General features: G+C 30.9%; 17 protein-coding genes. 7 read left to right on the top strand and 10 right to left on the bottom strand.

Annotation, left to right across the window (positions count from 1 at the left end; translation table 11 throughout):
* Window positions 1–8: 8 nt before the first annotated feature.
* The 3 genes from mscL to IPK06_07390 form a co-directional block, all read right to left on the bottom strand.
* Entirely contained in the window at window positions 9–401 is a 393-nt protein-coding gene (gene mscL / locus IPK06_07400) for a large-conductance mechanosensitive channel protein MscL (GenBank protein ID MBK7979819.1), read from the bottom strand.
* Between the two features lie 30 nt (window positions 402–431).
* Window positions 432–1,280 carry a DUF3078 domain-containing protein gene (locus tag IPK06_07395; protein MBK7979818.1) on the bottom strand — a complete coding sequence of 283 codons (849 nt, stop codon included), beginning with the start codon at window positions 1,278–1,280 and terminating at the stop codon, window positions 432–434.
* 96 nt (window positions 1,281–1,376) lie between these two features.
* A complete protein-coding gene (locus tag IPK06_07390; GenBank protein ID MBK7979817.1) occupies window positions 1,377–3,794 on the bottom strand; it encodes an ATP-binding protein in 2,418 nt (805 codons plus the stop codon).
* Window positions 3,795–4,026: 232 nt separating this feature from the next.
* Here IPK06_07390 and IPK06_07385 point away from each other — a divergent pair, with 232 nt between their 5' ends.
* Window positions 4,027–4,629, top strand: coding sequence for a tetratricopeptide repeat protein (locus IPK06_07385; GenBank protein ID MBK7979816.1), 603 nt, complete (start codon window positions 4,027–4,029; stop codon window positions 4,627–4,629).
* Window positions 4,630–4,745: 116 nt separating this feature from the next.
* On the opposite strand, the gene IPK06_07380 is transcribed toward IPK06_07385, so the two are convergent.
* From IPK06_07380 to IPK06_07365, 4 genes are all read right to left on the bottom strand, one after another.
* Window positions 4,746–5,645, bottom strand: a complete 900-nt coding sequence (locus IPK06_07380) for an SMP-30/gluconolactonase/LRE family protein (GenBank protein MBK7979815.1) — start codon at window positions 5,643–5,645, stop codon at window positions 4,746–4,748.
* Window positions 5,646–5,697: 52 nt separating this feature from the next.
* A complete protein-coding gene (locus IPK06_07375) occupies window positions 5,698–6,180 on the bottom strand; it encodes a universal stress protein (protein ID MBK7979814.1) in 483 nt (160 codons plus the stop codon).
* 82 nt (window positions 6,181–6,262) lie between these two features.
* On the bottom strand, window positions 6,263–7,015 hold the full coding sequence (locus tag IPK06_07370; GenBank protein ID MBK7979813.1) for a 1-(5-phosphoribosyl)-5-[(5-phosphoribosylamino)methylideneamino] imidazole-4-carboxamide isomerase: 753 nt from the start codon (window positions 7,013–7,015) through the stop codon (window positions 6,263–6,265).
* A gap of 1 nt (window position 7,016) precedes the next feature.
* Entirely contained in the window at window positions 7,017–8,156 is a 1,140-nt protein-coding gene (locus IPK06_07365) for an acyl-CoA dehydrogenase family protein (protein MBK7979812.1), read from the bottom strand.
* 191 nt (window positions 8,157–8,347) lie between these two features.
* Between IPK06_07365 and IPK06_07360 the strand changes: the two genes are divergently transcribed.
* The 5 genes from IPK06_07360 to IPK06_07340 all read left to right on the top strand — a co-directional run bounded on the left by IPK06_07360 (window position 8,348) and on the right by IPK06_07340 (window position 14,529).
* Window positions 8,348–8,743 (top strand): hypothetical protein, encoded by a 396-nt coding sequence (locus IPK06_07360; protein MBK7979811.1) that lies wholly within the window; start codon window positions 8,348–8,350, stop codon window positions 8,741–8,743.
* A gap of 963 nt (window positions 8,744–9,706) precedes the next feature.
* On the top strand, window positions 9,707–11,446 hold the full coding sequence (locus tag IPK06_07355; protein ID MBK7979810.1) for a hypothetical protein: 1,740 nt from the start codon (window positions 9,707–9,709) through the stop codon (window positions 11,444–11,446).
* 5 nt (window positions 11,447–11,451) lie between these two features.
* Window positions 11,452–12,465, top strand: coding sequence for a UDP-glucose--hexose-1-phosphate uridylyltransferase (locus tag IPK06_07350; protein MBK7979809.1), 1,014 nt, complete (start codon window positions 11,452–11,454; stop codon window positions 12,463–12,465).
* A gap of 12 nt (window positions 12,466–12,477) precedes the next feature.
* Window positions 12,478–13,755, top strand: a complete 1,278-nt coding sequence (locus tag IPK06_07345) for a galactokinase (protein MBK7979808.1) — start codon at window positions 12,478–12,480, stop codon at window positions 13,753–13,755.
* A 111-nt stretch (window positions 13,756–13,866) separates the two neighbouring features.
* A complete protein-coding gene (locus IPK06_07340; protein MBK7979807.1) occupies window positions 13,867–14,529 on the top strand; it encodes a hypothetical protein in 663 nt (220 codons plus the stop codon).
* 20 nt (window positions 14,530–14,549) lie between these two features.
* On the opposite strand, the gene IPK06_07335 is transcribed toward IPK06_07340, so the two are convergent.
* The 3 genes from IPK06_07335 to IPK06_07325 all read right to left on the bottom strand — a co-directional run bounded on the left by IPK06_07335 (window position 14,550) and on the right by IPK06_07325 (window position 16,952).
* Entirely contained in the window at window positions 14,550–14,960 is a 411-nt protein-coding gene (locus IPK06_07335) for a hypothetical protein (protein MBK7979806.1), read from the bottom strand.
* Between the two features lie 78 nt (window positions 14,961–15,038).
* Entirely contained in the window at window positions 15,039–15,665 is a 627-nt protein-coding gene (locus IPK06_07330) for a lysoplasmalogenase (GenBank protein MBK7979805.1), read from the bottom strand.
* A complete protein-coding gene (locus IPK06_07325) occupies window positions 15,666–16,952 on the bottom strand; it encodes an MFS transporter (protein ID MBK7979804.1) in 1,287 nt (428 codons plus the stop codon). It abuts the gene before it with no gap.
* Window positions 16,953–17,400: 448 nt separating this feature from the next.
* Between IPK06_07325 and ilvD the strand changes: the two genes are divergently transcribed.
* On the top strand, window positions 17,401–19,077 hold the full coding sequence (ilvD, locus tag IPK06_07320; GenBank protein MBK7979803.1) for a dihydroxy-acid dehydratase: 1,677 nt from the start codon (window positions 17,401–17,403) through the stop codon (window positions 19,075–19,077).
* Window positions 19,078–19,098 lie beyond the last annotated feature (21 nt).

Genomic DNA, 19,098 nt, shown 5'->3' with positions numbered 1-19,098 from the left:
ACCTTACATTATTTTTTTAGCAAATCTCTAATTTCTGTCAATAATATTTCTTCTTTACTTGGCGCAGGAGGAGCTGCAGGTGCTGCTTCTTCTTTTTTCTTCATAGAGTTCATTGCTTTTATAACCATAAAAATTGAAAATGCAATTATTAAAAATTCTATAACTGTATTTAGAAAATTACCATATTTCATAACAACAGCTTCTGTTGTTTCTGTTGCTTCTTTTACAATAATACCCATTTTAGAAAAATCTACGCCGCCAAGTAAAACTCCTATTGGAGGCATAATAACATCTTGAACTAAGGAGTTGATGATTTTACCAAAAGCTCCGCCAATTACAATACCAACTGCCATATCAATTACATTACCGCGCATGGCAAATTCTTTAAATTCTTTAATCATACTCATAGGGGGATCTCCTAATTTTTTTGTTTAAAATAATGCGTAAGCAATACCAATTTGTAATGCTTCTTTAACTTGTGTTCTTTTAATTTGGTTTTCATCATAAATTAGTAACACATTAAGGTTTACATTTACCAATTTACTAACTTGCGCAGTTAAGGTGTTGTCAAATCTTACATCCCAAACATCAAGTTCATTAAAGGCACTAAATAATCTTAATTCGCTCGTGTAAAATAAATTGTCATCAAGTTTGAAATTTGCTGATGTAACGGACTCAATACCGGTTTCAAATTTGAACTTTTCAATTTCATTAACAGTTTCTATATCGTCGGAATATCCATTGAATTTGCTTGTAAAAGTTTCTTGAAAGCCTAATCCTAATCTGGTTGTAAAATTATCGGAAATTTTGTAAGCCATACCGATTGACTGCATTAAATAACCCGGGTCAAAAAAAGCTGCAGTTTGAATTGGTGAATCTCCGCTATAATCATAACCATTTGCCAATACAGTTCTAAATGTATTTGCAAAATAAGGCTCAGCGAACCAGCCCGCGTTGTAAGTTAAAAGATCCTCTAAAAATATTTCGTTGTCGGTTGTTTTATAATCTTCGGAACCTAATTTTGTTTTGCCGAAAGCCATTTTTAATTTGTTTGTAAATGACCATGGTTTATCAAAATAGTCTAATCCAAAATTACCGTAAACTGTAAATGCCAAAGCATCTTCACCGCCTTGAGTCCAATTATCCAATGCAATTTGGCTAATATTTAAACCGGCAACTCCAAGAGGGAGCCATGTTTTCTGAGCAACACTATCTTTTTTTGCATCTTCGGCAAAAATAGTCACTGCAAATAATAATGTTATTAAAAAGATTTTACGCATTTTTTCTCCTATAATGTTGATAAATAAAGCCCCCTTTATTTGTGATTTAAATCACTGTAAAATATATAACAGTTACGATTATTCCAAATTTTGAATTTATACAATTTGAATTTCCTCAATTTCTTTTATTGACTCATTGCCAATAGGCAGCCACAAAAAACTGAATAATTTTATTGAAATATTTGGCTTTTTGGGTCTTATTTTTAACGTTTCAAGCTGTTCAATCGAAAGATCATATTTATCTTGAAGTAAATTTAGTTCTTCCTGAAGTTTATCTTGAATTCCGGTCATCTGCTGATTCAGAACTTCTAACTCATCTTCTGCTCGGTTTATGTCACCTGATTCTTTCATGGCTCTTCCGGCAGATTTCATTGCGGTGCCGGCTTTACTTATTGTTGAAGTACTTAAAGCTTTTTTACCAAATAATGCACCTAAAATTGTTGAACCAACGGAAATAGCCGTTTGCAGTTTTACCTGTGTAGACTGAGATTTTTCTCTTTCAATTTTCTCCTGAGCTCTTCTAATTTTATCATCAATTACTTGAATTTTTCTCTGGTATCTTTCTTTAATTATATCCATATCTTTATCGCGCTGTTCTCTCGTTATTTGAGAAAGTCTAATTTTAAAGTCGCGGTCACTTTCCAATGGCATTGAAGTTTGTTTAAGACTAGGGCTATTATAAATTTCCAATGAATAATCGCTTGTCAAATAATCCTCAAAGAATTTCTGCCAAACCGCAATATTTTTATCATTTTTAGCTGAATTTGGTAATTCGGAATATTTAATATTTTGATTTGCATCTTTAACTAAATAATTTTCCTCGACCTTAACTTCGTAACCGTCTTTCCACTTTACCGAAATTACGTCGTTTGTAATAGGAACAATGAAGCTCGAAGATTTTTTAAAGTCGATACCTTTAGTTTTCTCTAAAAAATTAATATCCGCATGTGCATAAATATAAGGTTGATAAATTGTATTTGCGATTTCAGAATCGCTTATTTCGCGATTTAGATAAATTGCTTTAATTTCATTCGGCAACGGGTTAACTGAAATTTTACTTAAATTTAAATTGACCGAATTTATATCGGTACTGTCTTCAGAAACATTTGGATTTTTTAAATCCTTAATTTGATTTCTGGTTAATGGACCTCTTAAATACGACATTGCCCATCTCGTGTTAAAAATAACGGGATGCGGTTCGTGTACATTATGCAATAAGAATACTCTGTTATCTAAACCGGATAAAATTTTATCAATTTGATTTCGGTCAAACTTTCCGCCGCCTTCTAAAGTAGCGCCTTCCAATCCGTCTAAAACCCGCATTCTGTCGCGTTCTGTTTGCAGTCTACCTATAAACCAAGTGCCCGCATTAGATAAGCTCTTGTAATCTAAATCCACAGGATTTTGTGTTGCTAAAACTAGTCCTACTCCAAAAGCTCTTGCTTGTTTTAACAAAGTTAAAAACGGTTTTTTTGTAGGCGGATTTGAAACGGGCGGCAAATAACCAAAAATTTCATCTACATAAAGCATAGCACGCAGACTTGTAGTTCCTGACTGCATTCTAACCCAGCCGATTAGTTGATTTAACAATAATGAAGTGAAAAACATTCTTTCGGAATCTGATAAATGAGCGGTATAAAAAATTGATGTTTTTGGTTTTCCGGTATTTGAATAAAGCAGTTTATCTATATCTAGAGCTTCACCGGTAAGCCAAGATTGAAATCCCGGTGCAGATAAAATATTATTTAACTGCATTGCCAATTCAAATCTTTCTTTTTCAGGATAAAACGATTCAATATCAAATACGCCAATTTTTGTAAATGGCGGATTTTGTACATTTTGGATTATTGCGGCAAGATCAAGATCTTTTTTATTTGCCCAGTGAAATTGTATAATATTTGACAATAAAATATGTTCTTTACTTTTAAGCGGATCAGCGTCAATACCTAATAAACCCAATAAACTTGCCGTTGTTGCGGAAATTTTATCGCCAAAAAGATCTCCGTCATCAATTATTTCATCCGCGGGAGCTTTAAAAGAATCCAAAATAGAAACCGGCGTTCCGGCTGTACTTCCCGGTGTATAGATTATAAAATCGGAAGTTTCTCTCAACATTTTGATTCTGTTTCCATCTTGTCCCCACTGCTGCAAACCGTTTTTCCAAAGTTGGGCTTGTGAATTTGCAAATTCCTCTGGTGAAACACCTTTTCTTTCAGCATCAGATTTATTTATCCATGGAAAGAAATCTTTACCTTCCAAATTCGGGAATGTTAACAGTAAATTTGTTATATCTCCTTTAGGGTCAACTACTAAAGCCGGAATATGATCAATCGCAGCTTCTTCCAATAAAGAAATACATAAGCCAGTTTTTCCGCTGCCTGTCATTCCCACACAAACCGCGTGTGTAGTCAAATCCTTTGAATCATATAAAACCAAATCTTCTTTTGTAGTTTTTGATATTGGATCGAAAATTTTCCCTAAATAAAATGCTCCAAGTTTTTCGAAATCAGCCATAATTCACTCACTTTATTTTTAATTGATTAGAATTTCTTACAAACGGTAAATTACAATTGGTACCAATTTATAAAATATTATAAACTAAATTCGATTTTTTTTAATGCTAACTGATTTTATAAAAATGACTTATGTCGTTTTATGCATTGTTATACATTGTTTAAATCTATTCTGTCTTATTTGTCAAAATTGATTATTTTTTGTCCAACAAAAAATTAATGAAAGTAGGAAAATGAAAATTAAATCAATTTATATTTATCTTGGAATCTTTTTACTAGCTTTGATGGTTATTGTTTATTTTACCGTACAAAGTAAATCAACAGAAATGAGCATTGCAAATAATGAAATGCCTAAAGATAATGTCCATTCACAATTTAATAATTCTCAGCCGCCAAGCGGTTCAAATGTATCAAATGAATTTAAAAGTAAATTAAAGTCGTTAGAAGAATATGTGGATAAAAATCCCAATGATACCGCAAAAGTGCGGGAATATGCCGATTTGTTATATGGTTCACACAATCCCAAAAAGTCGATCGAACTTTATGAATCAATTTTAGAAAAAGACTCAAAAAGAATTGATATTTTAATGAGTCTGGCAATAGTAGAGTTTGAACAAAATAATTTTAACGAAGCCGAAAGTTATATTAGGAAAATTTTGGATATAAATCCTAAAAATGTTGAAGCAATTTATAATTTGGGAGTTATGCAGGCTAGGAATGGAGATTTTTTAAAAGCTAAAGAAAATTGGACAAAGATAATAAATGAATTTCCCAATCATAAATTAATTGGAACTGTTAAAACTGCTCTTTCAAGACTTGAAACCAAGAAAAATTGATAAGTTGAAATACTAAATTATTGATTAAAAAAGATGCGATTTTTAAAAACAATCGCATCTAAATATTAATTATATAACTTAATTTTAATAAAGCGTTTTGCAAGAAATCCAAAACTTTATTTTGAAAAAAGATTAAATCCCTTTTTGTTAACTCTGCATTTATATATTGAATTTGTTTCATCTTCAGTAATGTACAATGTCATTAAATCTTCATCAGCAAATTCAACGTTGCTTGGTTTCTTACCAGGAGTTTTGATTTTCTTTAAAATTTTTCCTTCAGGTGAAATTACGTAAATATTTCCACCACCAAAATGAGCTGCATAAAGATTTCCATCTTCATCAAAATTAAAACCATCCGGATCTCCGCCGGGAATTTCAACAAATACTTTTTTATCATCCAAACTTCCGTCGGAATTTATTCTAAAACTTAATATTCTTGATTTTGCGGATTCCGATAAATATAGTCTTTCGGTTTTTGGTGAAATTCCTATTCCGTTTGGGAATGCAATACTATCTTGAACTAACAAAACAGTTTTTGTTGAAAAATTATAATAGAAAACTCTGCCGTCAAATATTTCATGTCCCCAAGTTTTGGGATCGGTAAAATATAAGTTCCCATTTTCATCAAGAGTCAAATCATTGGGTTTGTTAAATTTAGAACCATTGTACCCATCAATTAAAATTTCAGTTTTTCCATTACCGCTGAAATTCAAAATTACGCCATTACCAAAATCTGCTGCTATAAGTGTTCCATTGGGTCGCGCGATCATTCCATTTGTATTCTTAAAAGTTGAGTCGGATGCCAAAAGAAATGTATCAATTTTAGAACCGGAAATTCTTGTTATCCAATTTCCGTAACAATTGGAAGAATACAAATTCCCATTATTATCGTAAGTAATTCCTTCCGGAAATTTCTGATTATCGGCAACCAATTCCCAATCGGAAAATTCAATATTATCTTGCGGGAATATTGAGATTGTAATTAAAAAAAATATTAATAAAAAAAATCTATTCAAAATTTATCCTTCTCAATATTCAACGAAATAATTTAAAATTTTAATTGCATTTTTAAGCTTTCTTTTCAATTGGATTAAATTTAAATCCTTTAATTGGCTCTCTTAAAGTTAATACAGGACAAGGAGCTTTTCTAACAACTTTTTCAGCGGTACTTCCAAAAAGTAAATGTTCCATTCCGGTGTGTCCGTGAGTCGCAATAATAATTAAGTCGATATCCAATTCTCTTGCGGTTTCATTAATTTCTACGAAAGGTTTACCGGTCCTTATAATAGTTTCAACGGGAATTCCCTGACCTATTTCTTCCTTTGCCAATGATTCAAGTTCTTCTTTTGCTCGCTCATTTAATTCAGTATCTGTAACGGGAAAAGTAACTTGCCCCATGCTGAAATCAGAGGGGTAGATTACCGGTTCAACCACATAAACAAGAAAAATTTTAGAATTAAATTTTTTGGAAAAGTTTACGGTGTAGCGAAGTGCATTTTTTGAATAATTGGAAAAATCAATTGGGACCAATATTTTTGTTATAGTTTCCATAATATAAACTCCTATATTAAATAATGGTTTTATTAAGTATAAAATAATTTATTTAGCTAAGGAAATTTCTAACAAAATTAAGTTAATCAAAAATACCGGATTCTGCAACTCTCCAAATTTTCTGACATGGGAATTTATTCTCATATAAAGCTCTGCCAACAATTACAGAATCAATTCCGCAAGCATAATTTTCTTGTACTTTCATTAAATCGGAGAAGCCGGAAATTCCACCGGACAAAGTAACTTTTGTATTGGTTGCATCGGCAATTTTTCTGCAAAATTCAATATTTGGTCCATCCATCATGCCGTTTCTAAGCACATCTGTTATAACAAATCTATTTATACCAATTTCCGATAACTGCTTTGAAAATTCTATAGCAGAAATACCGGCTTTTTCTTTTCTAGCATGGACAACTAATTCTTCATTTATAACATCAATTGCTGCAGAAATTTTTAAAGGACCAAATTTTTCAAATATTCTTTTAAATTCTTTTGGATTTGAAAATGCAAGTGAGCCAATTACTAATCGAAAAACGCCTAAATTTAAGATTTCTTCCGCATCGGCAATATTTGTAATGCCACCGCCAAATTCAATTGGAATTATTACCGATTCGCAAATTTGTCCGATTAGATCGAGATTTTTGCGGGAATGTTCGCGTGAAAGATCGAAATCAACAACATGTATAACTTTAGCATTTTCCGATCTCCAAATCATTGCCATTTCAACAGGATCATTTCCATATGCTTTACAATCTAATTCGGGAATTCCTTGAACAATTCGTACTGTTTTCCTATCCTTAATATCTATAGACGGAATCACTAATATCTTTCTCATTTTATTTTACCCAAATCCCATTATTTTTTATAGTTTTTCTGCTAATAACTAGCTTTTGAATTTCACTCGTTCCTTCGAAAATTCTTAATATTCTTGCGTCTCGGTAAAATCTTTCAATTGGCAATTCTCTTGAAAATCCCATTCCGCCGTGAATTTGCAAAGCCATATCGGCAACTTCAGATACCGCTTCCGAACAAAACAATTTAACTATAGCGGCATCCTGCATTACGTCTTCTTTTTTATCGTATTTCTCCGCTACTCTGTATAAAATACTTTCCATCGCAAATATTTTTGTTGTAATGTCGGAAATCATAAATTGAATTCCTTGAAACTTTGAAATCGGCTGATTGAATTGCTTTCTTTGGTTTGCATATTCCACCGAAAGCTTCAACATTTCTTTTGCAGCACCAAGACTAGCTGCCCCGATTCCAATTCTTCCCGCGTCCAATGTTTTCATTGCAATTACAAAACCTCTTCCATCAGAACCTATTAAATTTTCTTGGGGAATTTCCACATTTTCAAAAGTAACTGTATTCGTTACACTTCCTTTTATTCCAAGTTTTTTTTCATTTGGTCCAATTGAAATTCCTGGGAAATTTTTTTCAACTACAAATCCGGTTATACCTTTTTCTGTTCTCGCAAAAACCGAAAAAACATCCGCCAGCGCAGCGTTTGTAATCCATATTTTTTGACCATTTAATATCCATTTTGTTCCGTCAAATTTAGCATTGGTCTGAAGATTAAAAGCATCTGAACCTGCTTCCGGTTCTGTAAGTGCAAATGCCGCAATTTTTTTGCCGGAAGTCAAATCGAACATATATTTTTGTTTTAATTCTTCTGAGCCGCCAATATAAATTGCGTTTGTCCCAATTGATTGATGTGCGCCGATCAATGTTGCGGTAGAACCGCAAGCTTTTGTAACTTCTTCCTGCGCAATACAAAATCCGTATTCACCAAAACCGCCGCCTCCGTATTTTTCTGGAAAAGCCGTTCCTAACAATCCAACTTCTGCAATTTTATTTATTAATTCTCTTGGTATTTCTTCATTTTGATCAATTTTTGCCGCCAATGGTCTAATTTCAGAATCGGTAAAATCTATCACCATTTCTCGTAACATTTTTAATTCTTCAGTAGTTGCCATTAATCCCCGAAAAGATTTATGAATTTAAATCACTAACATAATTATAACATTATTTGCAGAATTCTCTAAAATAGATTTAGTAAAAATGAATGCGAAAATTTTAAAATAATAACTCAAACTTTGGCAAAATTCAACATAATATTTAATTATCCGATTATATGCAAAACTTAAAAAAATTAAATGGGGGAATGATGACAACAATATTAGATAATGAATTTGCGACTCTAAAACATTATCCTGAAAAGAAAATTGTACACCATGTAATTAAAAAGTTTTTGTTTGGTGATAATTTTAGAAATTTTATGCTTAAAGCCGCGGATGTTTTCGTTCAGCAGAAATGTACAAAATGGCTTTCCGACGATAGAGGAAATTCGGCTTTAAAACCTGAAGATTTAGAATGGGCGCACACAAATTGGGAACCTAAAATATTCAAAGCCGGATGGAAATTCTGGGCAATTATTTTGCCTGAAAAAGTTGTTGGACAAATGAATATGAAAAAAATTATTGAAAGATATCAAGGCATGGGAGTAAAAGTGAATGTTTTTAGTGATCCGCAAGTCGCAATGGCGTGGTTAGAAAAACAATAATTCAGTGTAATTTATTAATCTGAATCAATAAAGGTTATCACGTTTCAATGCTAAAATTGAAAACGCGATAACCTTTTTTTTTATGCAAAAAAGAAATAATAAATTATAACAATTAAAACAATTGGTCCAATTAACTTTAATAATTCAACAACCAACTCATTTTTCGTAATCTTTTCTTCATTTTTATTATTATTAGTAGGCATTTTTTCCTCGCAAATTTTACTTAAATTTTTTAGAAATATTTGTTTAATTAATAAATTAAGCAAAATAGGGAGGAGGGCGCGAAATGATTTTTATTGTTGAATAACTTAATTTTCTCGAATCCGCAGAAACTGTTAGATACTTGAAAAATTTTATTCTTGTAGAAAAACTCTGCTTGATATAATAAATTTGATAATATTTTATATTTTCAAAGTTAGTTTCATGTACGTTTGATTGTATAATATTGTTCAATTTTTCATATAAAATTGCAATATTAGTCAAAGAGTTTGTATATACATACTCATTGGAATTGGTCTGGGATAATTCAGATTTTTTAAATTTTATAATCGGGTGGCAGAAATAAATAATTACTAAAAAGTAAATAATAACTTCGAATATAAAATATTTTTTTATAAACTTATTTAATTCATTTATCACAATTTTACAAATAGAAAAATTTAACAAAAATAATCATAAACAAATTAGAAATAAAGCATAAAAGAGTATAAATAAAGATTTTAACAAAATTTTAAATAAAACCATACCACTAATGGATTCTTTTTATTTTGAAAATAAAAGCAGTTTAGCGTTTTTGGCATTCATCCTGAAAAATCCCAAAGCGTACTTTCCAATATTGAAAAAATAAAACCATTTATTAAGGAAGAAAATTATCTTCTTCAGCTTACTGATCAATATCAAAGAATAAAATGTGATCTCGAAAATCTGAAATTGGCATTGAATGGTAAAAAATTTAAGGGAAAATTGTTATTTCCTGTTGTAGAAAAATCAAATGAAAATTCTATTGAGTTTGGCACTATTGAACAATTAAATATTACCATTAGTCAAAACAAAAAAAATGAAAAGACTGAGTTTATAATTACACCAAGTTTACCTGTTATAGAATCAAAATTAAAAGAACAACTTGATAAATCTTGGACTTTTGCGTTGAACTTTGTGAAAGAACAATATAAAGTTTTCGATAAAAATTTCCTTATTACGGTTCAATTTGTAAATAAACTTGGAATCTACGAAGGCAATTCGTTAGGTATTGCACTAACCATTGGTTTTATTCAAGAGTTATTCAGATTTTATGATTTACGAGAAATTATATCGTTTAATGATGATATTATTGTTACCGGATCTATGGATGATGAAGGAAATATTTTAAATGTCGGGGAGGAAATATTAAAGTCGAAAACTCAAATTGTTTTCTTCTCCACAGCCTCAAAATTCATTATTCCGTTCGAAGAATATAAATTTACAGAGGTAGTTTGGACTAAACTCAAGAGTCAATTTCCTAATCGAAATTTAGAAATTATAACGGTAAAAAAACTCAATGACATTATTAATAGAAGAGATATAATAAAAATTGACAAAAAAAACCTTATTACTTGGATTTGGAAAAAAATATATAAAAGTAAAATACTTTTGCTGACGATAATATTTATTTTTATAACAAGATTGTTTTTTTTCTTAATAAGTATTGATAATAATCCATACAAACTTGATGTTGAAAAAGACCACTTTATTGTTAAAAATATTAGTGGTGAAATTCTTTGGACAAAAAAATCGCCCAGTATAAAATATATTATAGAAAGGAGATATTTCAAATCGGAAAAGTTTTTATCAAGCTTTGGAAACATTTTTGATATTGATGATGATGGGACAAATGAAGTCTTGCTGACAAATTCAGAAATGTTTGCGCCGTTGACCATGTATAATTATAAAGGTGAAAAAATCTGGGAATATTTTCATTATGACAGTATAGAAACAAAAAATGAAAAATTTACAGGACGTTATGGAATTACCGGAATAATTGATACAATTAATGAAGGCGGCACAAGGACTGTTATAATTTGGTTCCAACACAACAATTATTATCCAAACGGCATTATGAAATTAAATATGCTGACAGGAAAACCAAATGGTAAAATTTTATGGCATCCGGGCGGATTAGTTGGTGCGGTATTAAATGATTTTAATAATGATGGAATAAAAGAAATAATTGCCGGCGGAATTTCAAACGGAATGCATAGAGCATTTTTGTTTTCAATAGATCATAATAAACTTGAAGGTACATTCCCTACAAATGAGAATTATAAATTTTTAAATATGAAAACAGCTGACTTTAATAATTACATTTTATTTCCCTTAACCGATATAGGAAAATTATATTTTGATAAGTATAACGCGGTTTCGCATGAACCGCTTATTGAAGGGAATAAAATAAGAGTTACAATTAACGAAGGCAGCAATGATATTTACAAAAATAAATTTTGGTACGGAGTAGAATTCAATAAAAATCTAACCCCGACACACATATTAATTGGAGATAATGCGAGCGTTGATAGAGACAGGCTGGTCAAAAATGGAAAACTAAAATATCCGTTGACTGATACTTTTGAGTTTAGAAAAATTATTATGAATAAAATTGAATTCTGGAACGGCGAAAAATTTGTTAAATTTTTTGCTCCAAATAAAAATATTAATGAAAAAGAATAAAAAATATGAATAATACTCATAGAAGATTCAACGCTTTAACAAATGAATGGATTTTGGTTTCACCAAACAGAACACAAAGACCATGGCAGGGACAGAATGAAGTTGAATTCAAAACAGTAAAACCTGAGTACGATCCGCAATGTTATTTGTGTCCAAATAATATTAGAGCAAATGGAGAAAAAAATCCCGACTATAAAAGCACATATATTTTTGTAAATGATTATAGTTCGTTAAAATTAAATGTTGAAAAATTTTCAATCGATGAGAATAATTTAATAAAAGCTGAATCAGAAGAAGGCATATGTAAAGTAATTTGTTTCTCTCCAAAACATAATTTAACCCTTACTGAATTATCACTCGAGGAAATTGAAAACGTAATTATAACCTGGCAGAATGAATATGATAAAATCGGAAGTATGAAAGAAATTAACTATGTTCAGATTTTTGAAAATAAAGGCGCAATAATGGGCGCAAGCAATCCACATCCACACGGTCAAATTTGGGCACAGCATTCAATACCAATGGAACCGCTTAAAGAGCAAATAAATTTTCAGAAATATTTCGACGCACATAATTCAACTATTTTAAGTGATTATCTTAAACTTGAAAATGAAAAAAACGAGAGAATCATTTTTGAAAATGAAAGATTTACTGTTCTAATACCATTTTGGGCGGTTTGGCCTTTTGAATCAATGATAATCTCTAAACTTCCTTTGAATAATATCTTACAATTTGATCAAAAATCTATAAAAGATTATGCAGAAGTGATTAAAATTTTATCAACTGCTTATGATAAAATTTTCAATGTTTCATTTCCCTATTCGGCAGGAATTCATCAAGCTCCCACTGATGGAAAACTTCATCCCGAATGGCATTTTCACATGCATTTTTTTCCGCCTTTATTGAGGTCGGCAACTATAAAAAAATTTATGGTTGGATATGAAATGCTCGCAAATCCGCAAAGAGATATCACAGCGGAAACGGCTGCCGAAATTTTAAAAAAACTAATTAGAAATTAAAATCAAATAAATATGAAAACAAAATTGACTATTACTGATATTGAAAAAAACTTTAAAACCATTTACGGGAATGATGAAAATGTGATTGACAATCAGAAAAAAAGATATGCGTCATTGATTCGGAATTATTACGAGAATTTTAATGTCTCTGAAAAAACTTGGATTTTAAGTACACCCGGCAGAACAGAACTAAGCGGTAATCATACAGACCACAACGGCGGAAAAGTGATTGCTGCAAGTATAAATTTAGATACGTTAATTATGTTTTCCGGAGAAGAAAATTATATTAAACTGAAATCAGATAAATACAATGAAACATTTATTGTTGATATCTCTGATCTGGAAATTAAAGAAGAAGAAAAAGGAACCACAAAATCAATTATAAGGGGTATACTTTCTGGTTTTAAAAAAAATGGATTTAAGGTTGGCGGATTTAGCGGATATTTGGTCAGCGATGTTATTCAAGGTTCAGGACTTAGCTCTTCAGCTTCGGTTGAAGTTGCCATTGGGTCGGTTATAAATTTTTTATATAATGATAATACTATATCACCCGAAGTTATTTCAAAAATAGGTCAGTTTGCCGAAAACGAATATTTTGGAAAACCATGCGGATTGATGGATCAAGTTGCCTGTGCATCCGGCGGAATTGTAACAATTGATTTTAAAGATAACGAAAATCCAAAAATAGTAAACATTGCATTTGATTTAGAAGAATTTGATTACAAATTGCTGGTTGTTGATACTGGTGGAACTCACCAAAATTTAACGGATGAGTATGCCGCAATTCCATTTGAAATGAAGCAGATTGCAAATTATTTTGGAAAAGTGAAATGTGCTGAATTGAATTATGAGGAAGTTCTAAAATCAATTTACGAACTTAGGCAAAAGTTTTCCGATAGAGCAATTCTTAGGGTGATTCATTTCTTACAAGAAAATTTGAGAGTTGAAGAACAAGTAAATGCTCTAATTAAAAAAGATTTCCGCAAATTTATTGACCTTGTTAAAAACTCCGGAAATTCATCATATAAATATTTACAAAATGTTTATTCATCAAAAAATGTAAACGAACAGCCTCTTTCCTTAGCCTTGGCAATTACAGAAAATTTTTTAATGGATGTAAATGAAGGCGCATGTCGTATTCATGGAGGTGGTTTCGCAGGTACAATTCAGGTATTTATTCCAAATAAATATGTTGAGGATTATATCAAGATAATAGAAAAAATATTCGGCAAAAATTCAGTTTCAGTGTTGAGCATAAGACAATCAGGTTCATTCGTATTAAATTTTTAAATAAGAATTGACAAATAATTCTGTTGAATATTAAGCCTTGAAATTTAAATCAAATTAAATAAAAAAAAATCCAAATCGATTATTACATGTTATAATTTAAGGAATTACCAAATGGGGGAGATTTGGATATATTCTCTTAGTGGTTTCGCTTTTATTGCAATTATTTTTTACATTGTTAAAAAATCGTTAGCAACCGAAAAAGTGAAATACGGAGATTACCAAGCACGAATAAAACATTTTACAGTAAAAATTGCCTTGAATCCGAATGATGCTTCAGCATATTATGAACGAGGAATTGCTCAACTGAAAACTCAGAATAGAAAAGCAGCGCTTGAAGATTTGAAGATTGCAGCAAGTCACGGCGATACGAGAGCTTATCAAGTAATTGAACAAAATAATCTTGAAACAGATTATTTGATTAACTCAAGAAATGTAAATGTTAACAGCATTATTAATTCTAATAAGTACGATGATTATAAGGGCTCGATTTCTGATTATGATAAAGTTCTGAAAGCGAATCCGCAAAATTCAACTGCTTATTTTATGCGCGCTGAAATTAAGGAGCTTTATAATGATTTATCCGGCGCTCTTGACGATTTAAATAACGCATTAAAGTATAATAATAAATATACAGTTGCGTATTATAAACGCGGTGAAATTAAATTGAAATTAGAAGATTTTGAAGGTGCAAGATTGGATCTAAAAACATCACTTTCGCTTGGTTATAACAAATCTTCTAAATTACTCGAAAAAATTAATAGTCAATTAGTTTAATTCGTTGTTATTTCATTAAACTATACATAGACTTTTTCGTCGAATTCAAAATTTTCTCCATCGACATTAACTTTTATATCTTTGAGAATTTTTGAAATAAGATAATCAATTGTTCTAACCGAATAACCAAGTTTTAAAACAATACTTTTACAAAAATCTTTTTCGTTGTTAGTAATTTTGCAGTCTATCATCATCATAAAAACTAAATCAATTATATGCTGCATTTTTTCTTCGCGTGTTTTGGGAAGTTCTAGATGAAATTCATTTTCTGAAAATATAATACGGTATATTGAATTTAAATCAATCTCAAATCTTTTTGCAATTTCAATAAGCAGTTTTTTTTCACTGTCCGCAAATTTACCGTCGGCTAATGCGCAATTGTATAGATTAATAATTTGTGAGATTCGAGAATTTAAATCCTCTAAGTTCATTTGTCCCCCTTAATAAATAGAATAAACTATCTTATTATCGGAAGTTAGTATAAAAACTTTATGACTATAAATTAAATTTTATTCAAATGTTGAAATTAAAATTAAAAATTGGGCCAAAAAATAAGTTGATAATATCAAAAATTGAGCTGATTGGAATTTTGTTATGAATTTATTAAATGCTATAAGAATGTCTGATATTACAAATAAAAGTATTCCACTTGCAAAGATTAAAGATGAACTGTTTTTATAAAAATTTATTTGCTCAAGTGATTGCCAAAGTAAGCTAAAAAGTATAATCCCATAAAGAATTAAATAATTCTTTTTTGTTTGGACTCTGTTTATTATTTGTCGGTAGAACATAATAAAGGCAAAAACAATAATGAAAAAAATAATTATGTTAAAATGCGGATGAAACTGTAGCAGCAAGTAAGTAATAAAAAATAAATGTGTTATTAAAAAAGATATTAAACCGAAATAGAAATACTTTTTATTTATTAAAAGTAAATCGCCTGCTAAAGAAAAAATAAATCCTAAAAAAATAAATAACTTATTTGATTGGAACAGATCTTTTGAAAGCAGGCAATAAAAAATTATAAACAGCAATGGCAGTGGCTTCGTAAAATAAACAGCATTAGGAAACTTATAATCTGTAAAAATATGAATCGCAGATATTACGAAAAACAAAATAATAATATTAGTTTCCAATTAATTAACAGCCGCATTTTCGGTAGATGAATCAATTTTATTTGTTACGTATCTAAATATAAATAAAGCTATTGCGGCAATTGATGCAATTCCAACAAAGTAATACCACAAAACATGAGCGTTGGCATAAATTGCCATTTTTTCTGCTTCAGATATTCCAATTGGTAAAGTCGAAGGGTCCGGACAATAAGCATCCAACAAAAATCCTGAAAGAAAAAACCCAATTAAGTAAGAAAAGAAAGAATGCAAATGACTAAAACCCATGTAAGTTCCTTCTTCGCCTTCGGGTGCTTGAAGCGCAAAATATTCTAAAAATCTGGGAGATATAAAACATTCTGCAATACCTTGAATTCCTATACCAATGATCATCATAACAGTTAAAGGATGCATTGTAAACAGTCCGAGAATATTTATCGAATTTCCGGTAATAGATTCCAATGTCTGACTTGAAGCCATTGCCAATGCCGAAAACGGCATAATTATCATTCCAATTAGCATTACAGAAACTGCTTTATATTTTTTAAATAATTGAGTTATAAATACAACAAAAAGTACAACAACTAAAGGATTAACATTAGCCAGCCATTCGGGTTTTGCTTGTTCGCCTAAAAGTCGGATAACATATTTTGGCATTGTTGCATACAACTGATGTTGAATTAACCAAAAACCGGAAACGATAAGAATTAATAATATTAATCTTGGAGTCATTAAAATTGCCTTCAGCGACTTTAAAATTTCAGAGAATGATTTAGATTTTTCAATTCTATTTTCATCTATTTTAAAAATAAAAATCGCGAATAATAATGCAATAAAAGACATTCCCGCGGAAAAGAAGTTTACATATTCCAAGCCAATTCCTTGTCTGATGGAAGGAACAACGGTCTTGCCGCCGAAAGCGCCAATATTCACAATCCAATAAAATAAAGAAAAACCTCTTGCCTTGTTTTCGGCATTTGTGGTTTTTGCTACTGTTCCGGTTATTAAAGGTTTAATAAATGATGCACCTACAACAACTATCAATAGAAAAACAACGACAAGAAATTTTGAGTGAAATATGCCTAAGAAAAAATATCCTACAGTTAAAAATACAAAAGCCAGTATCAATCCATTTTTAAAACCAATTTTATCGCTAATTGCGCCTGTAAAGGGAGGGAAAAAATAAATTAAAGCTCCGAAAATTCCGGCAATTATTCCGGTTTCAATGTCAGTAAATCCAATAATATTTGTCAAGTATAATGTTATAATAATAAAAAAACCATAGTAAGCGGCTCTTTCAAGAAGTTCCATAAAATTAGCTAACCAAAATTCCTTAGGAAAACTCCAGCCGTTTAATTTATTTATATCAGTCACTCAACCTCCAAATACAGAAATGAATAATTATTTAAAACTACGAATATTACCTTAAAAATTCTGACTAATTATAAAAATAAATAATATATAAAGTTTTTTATACTTGACAAAAAAAAAATTTACTGATATAATTACTGTTAATATTATGAGTTACTTGAAAAAAAATATTACAAGCTGTAAATCAATCGCGTTAAACAATAACGTTGATATCGATATTTTTATTAACCTACCAATTAGCATCATCGTGATTCTTGGAATTAACCTTATTCTCAGCCTCATTATTATTGGCTAGAATAAAAGGTCATTCCCGGAAATAAAATCCTTTAATTAATTTTGGAATGACCTTAAAAAGAGGTGTTAGATTGGTATATTTTTTTGAGGTAATGTGAGATCAGATACAATTAAAAAAGGTTATGATAAAGCTCCCCACAGAAGTTTATTAAAAGCTACAGGCGTTATTAAAAGTGATGAAGATTTTAATAAACCTTTTATCGGTATATGTAATTCTTACATAGATTTAATTCCAGGTCATGTTCACCTTCAAGAGTTCGGAAAGGTAATAAAAGATGCGGTAAGAAAATTCGGCGGCGTTCCATTTGAATTTAATACGATTGGCGTTGATGATGGAATTGCGATGGGTCACATTGGAATGCGCTATTCGCTCGCAAGCAGGGAAATAATAGCCGACTCTGTCGAAACAGTAGTTGAAGCTCATAGATTGGATGGAATGATCTGCATTCCGAATTGCGATAAAATTGTACCCGGAATGTTAATGGGTGCCGTCAGAGTTAACGTTCCAACAATTTTTATTTCCGGCGGGCCAATGAAAGCCGGTAAATTGTCAAACGGAAAATCAAGTGACTTGATAACGGTATTCGAAGGCGTTGGAAAATATCAATCAGGCGAAATAGGAGATGCTGAATTAAAAGAATTGGAAGATGTAAGCTGTCCAACATGCGGATCTTGTTCGGGAATGTTTACCGCAAATTCCATGAATTGTCTTATGGAAGCTATTGGTATTGCGCTTCCTGGCAACGGAACAATTTTAGCCATTGACGAAGGACGAAAAAAATTGGCAGAAAAAGCGGCAAAACAAATTTTTATGCTTATTGAAAAGGATATTAAACCTTTAGATATTATAACTAACAATTCTATAAGAAATGCGATCACATTGGATGTTGCAATGGGTGGAAGTACCAATACTATTTTGCACACCTTGGCAATTGCCAATGAAGCCGGAATTGAAATTGACCTTAATGAAATAAATAAAATTTCGGAAAATACTCCGAATATTTGTAAAGTTAGTCCGGCCCGACCTGATATTCATATTGAAGATGTAGAATATGCCGGTGGGATTTCCGCAATCATTAATGAGCTTTCCAAAGACAAAAAATTAATTTCAAATGATGTAATTACAGTAACTGGAAAAACATTATTAGAAAATGTTAATGAATCTAAAATTTTAAATAATGAAGTAATTAGAACCTTAGATAATGCATATTCAAAAACCGGCGGTTTAACAGTGCTGTTTGGAAATTTGGCAAAAGACGGAGCTATTGTTAAAACTGCAGCCGTTGATAAAGAAATGCTAGTACATAAAGGTCCGGCTGTGATTTTTGAAAGTCAAGATGATGCATTAGAAGGAATAAAAAATAATTCAGTAAAAGCGGGCGACGTAGTTGTAATCAGATTTGAAGGACCTAAAGGTGGACCCGGAATGCCTGAAATGCTCGCACCAACAAGTGCTATAATGGGAATGGGTTTAGGAAGCAAAGTAGCTTTGATTACTGACGGAAGATTTTCAGGAGGAACAAGAGGTGCTTGTATCGGACACGTTTCGCCGGAAGCTGCCGAAGGCGGAGTTATCGCAATTGTTAAAAACGGAGATATTATTTCAATTGATATACCTAATAAGAAATTAGAAGTACTTTTGAGTGAAGAGGAAATAAATAATAGATTACAAAATTTAACTAAGTTTGAACCCAAAATTAAAAAAGGATTTTTAGCAAGGTATACTAAATTAGTAACTTCTGCTAATACCGGCGCAATATTAAAAATCTAAAATATAGATGGAAGGAAAAGA

It is taken from the genome of Ignavibacteriota bacterium (assembly GCA_016713565.1).
In the GTDB taxonomy this organism is placed as follows: domain Bacteria; phylum Bacteroidota; class Ignavibacteria; order Ignavibacteriales; family Melioribacteraceae.
This window is presented reverse-complemented; position numbering and strand designations above follow the sequence as displayed.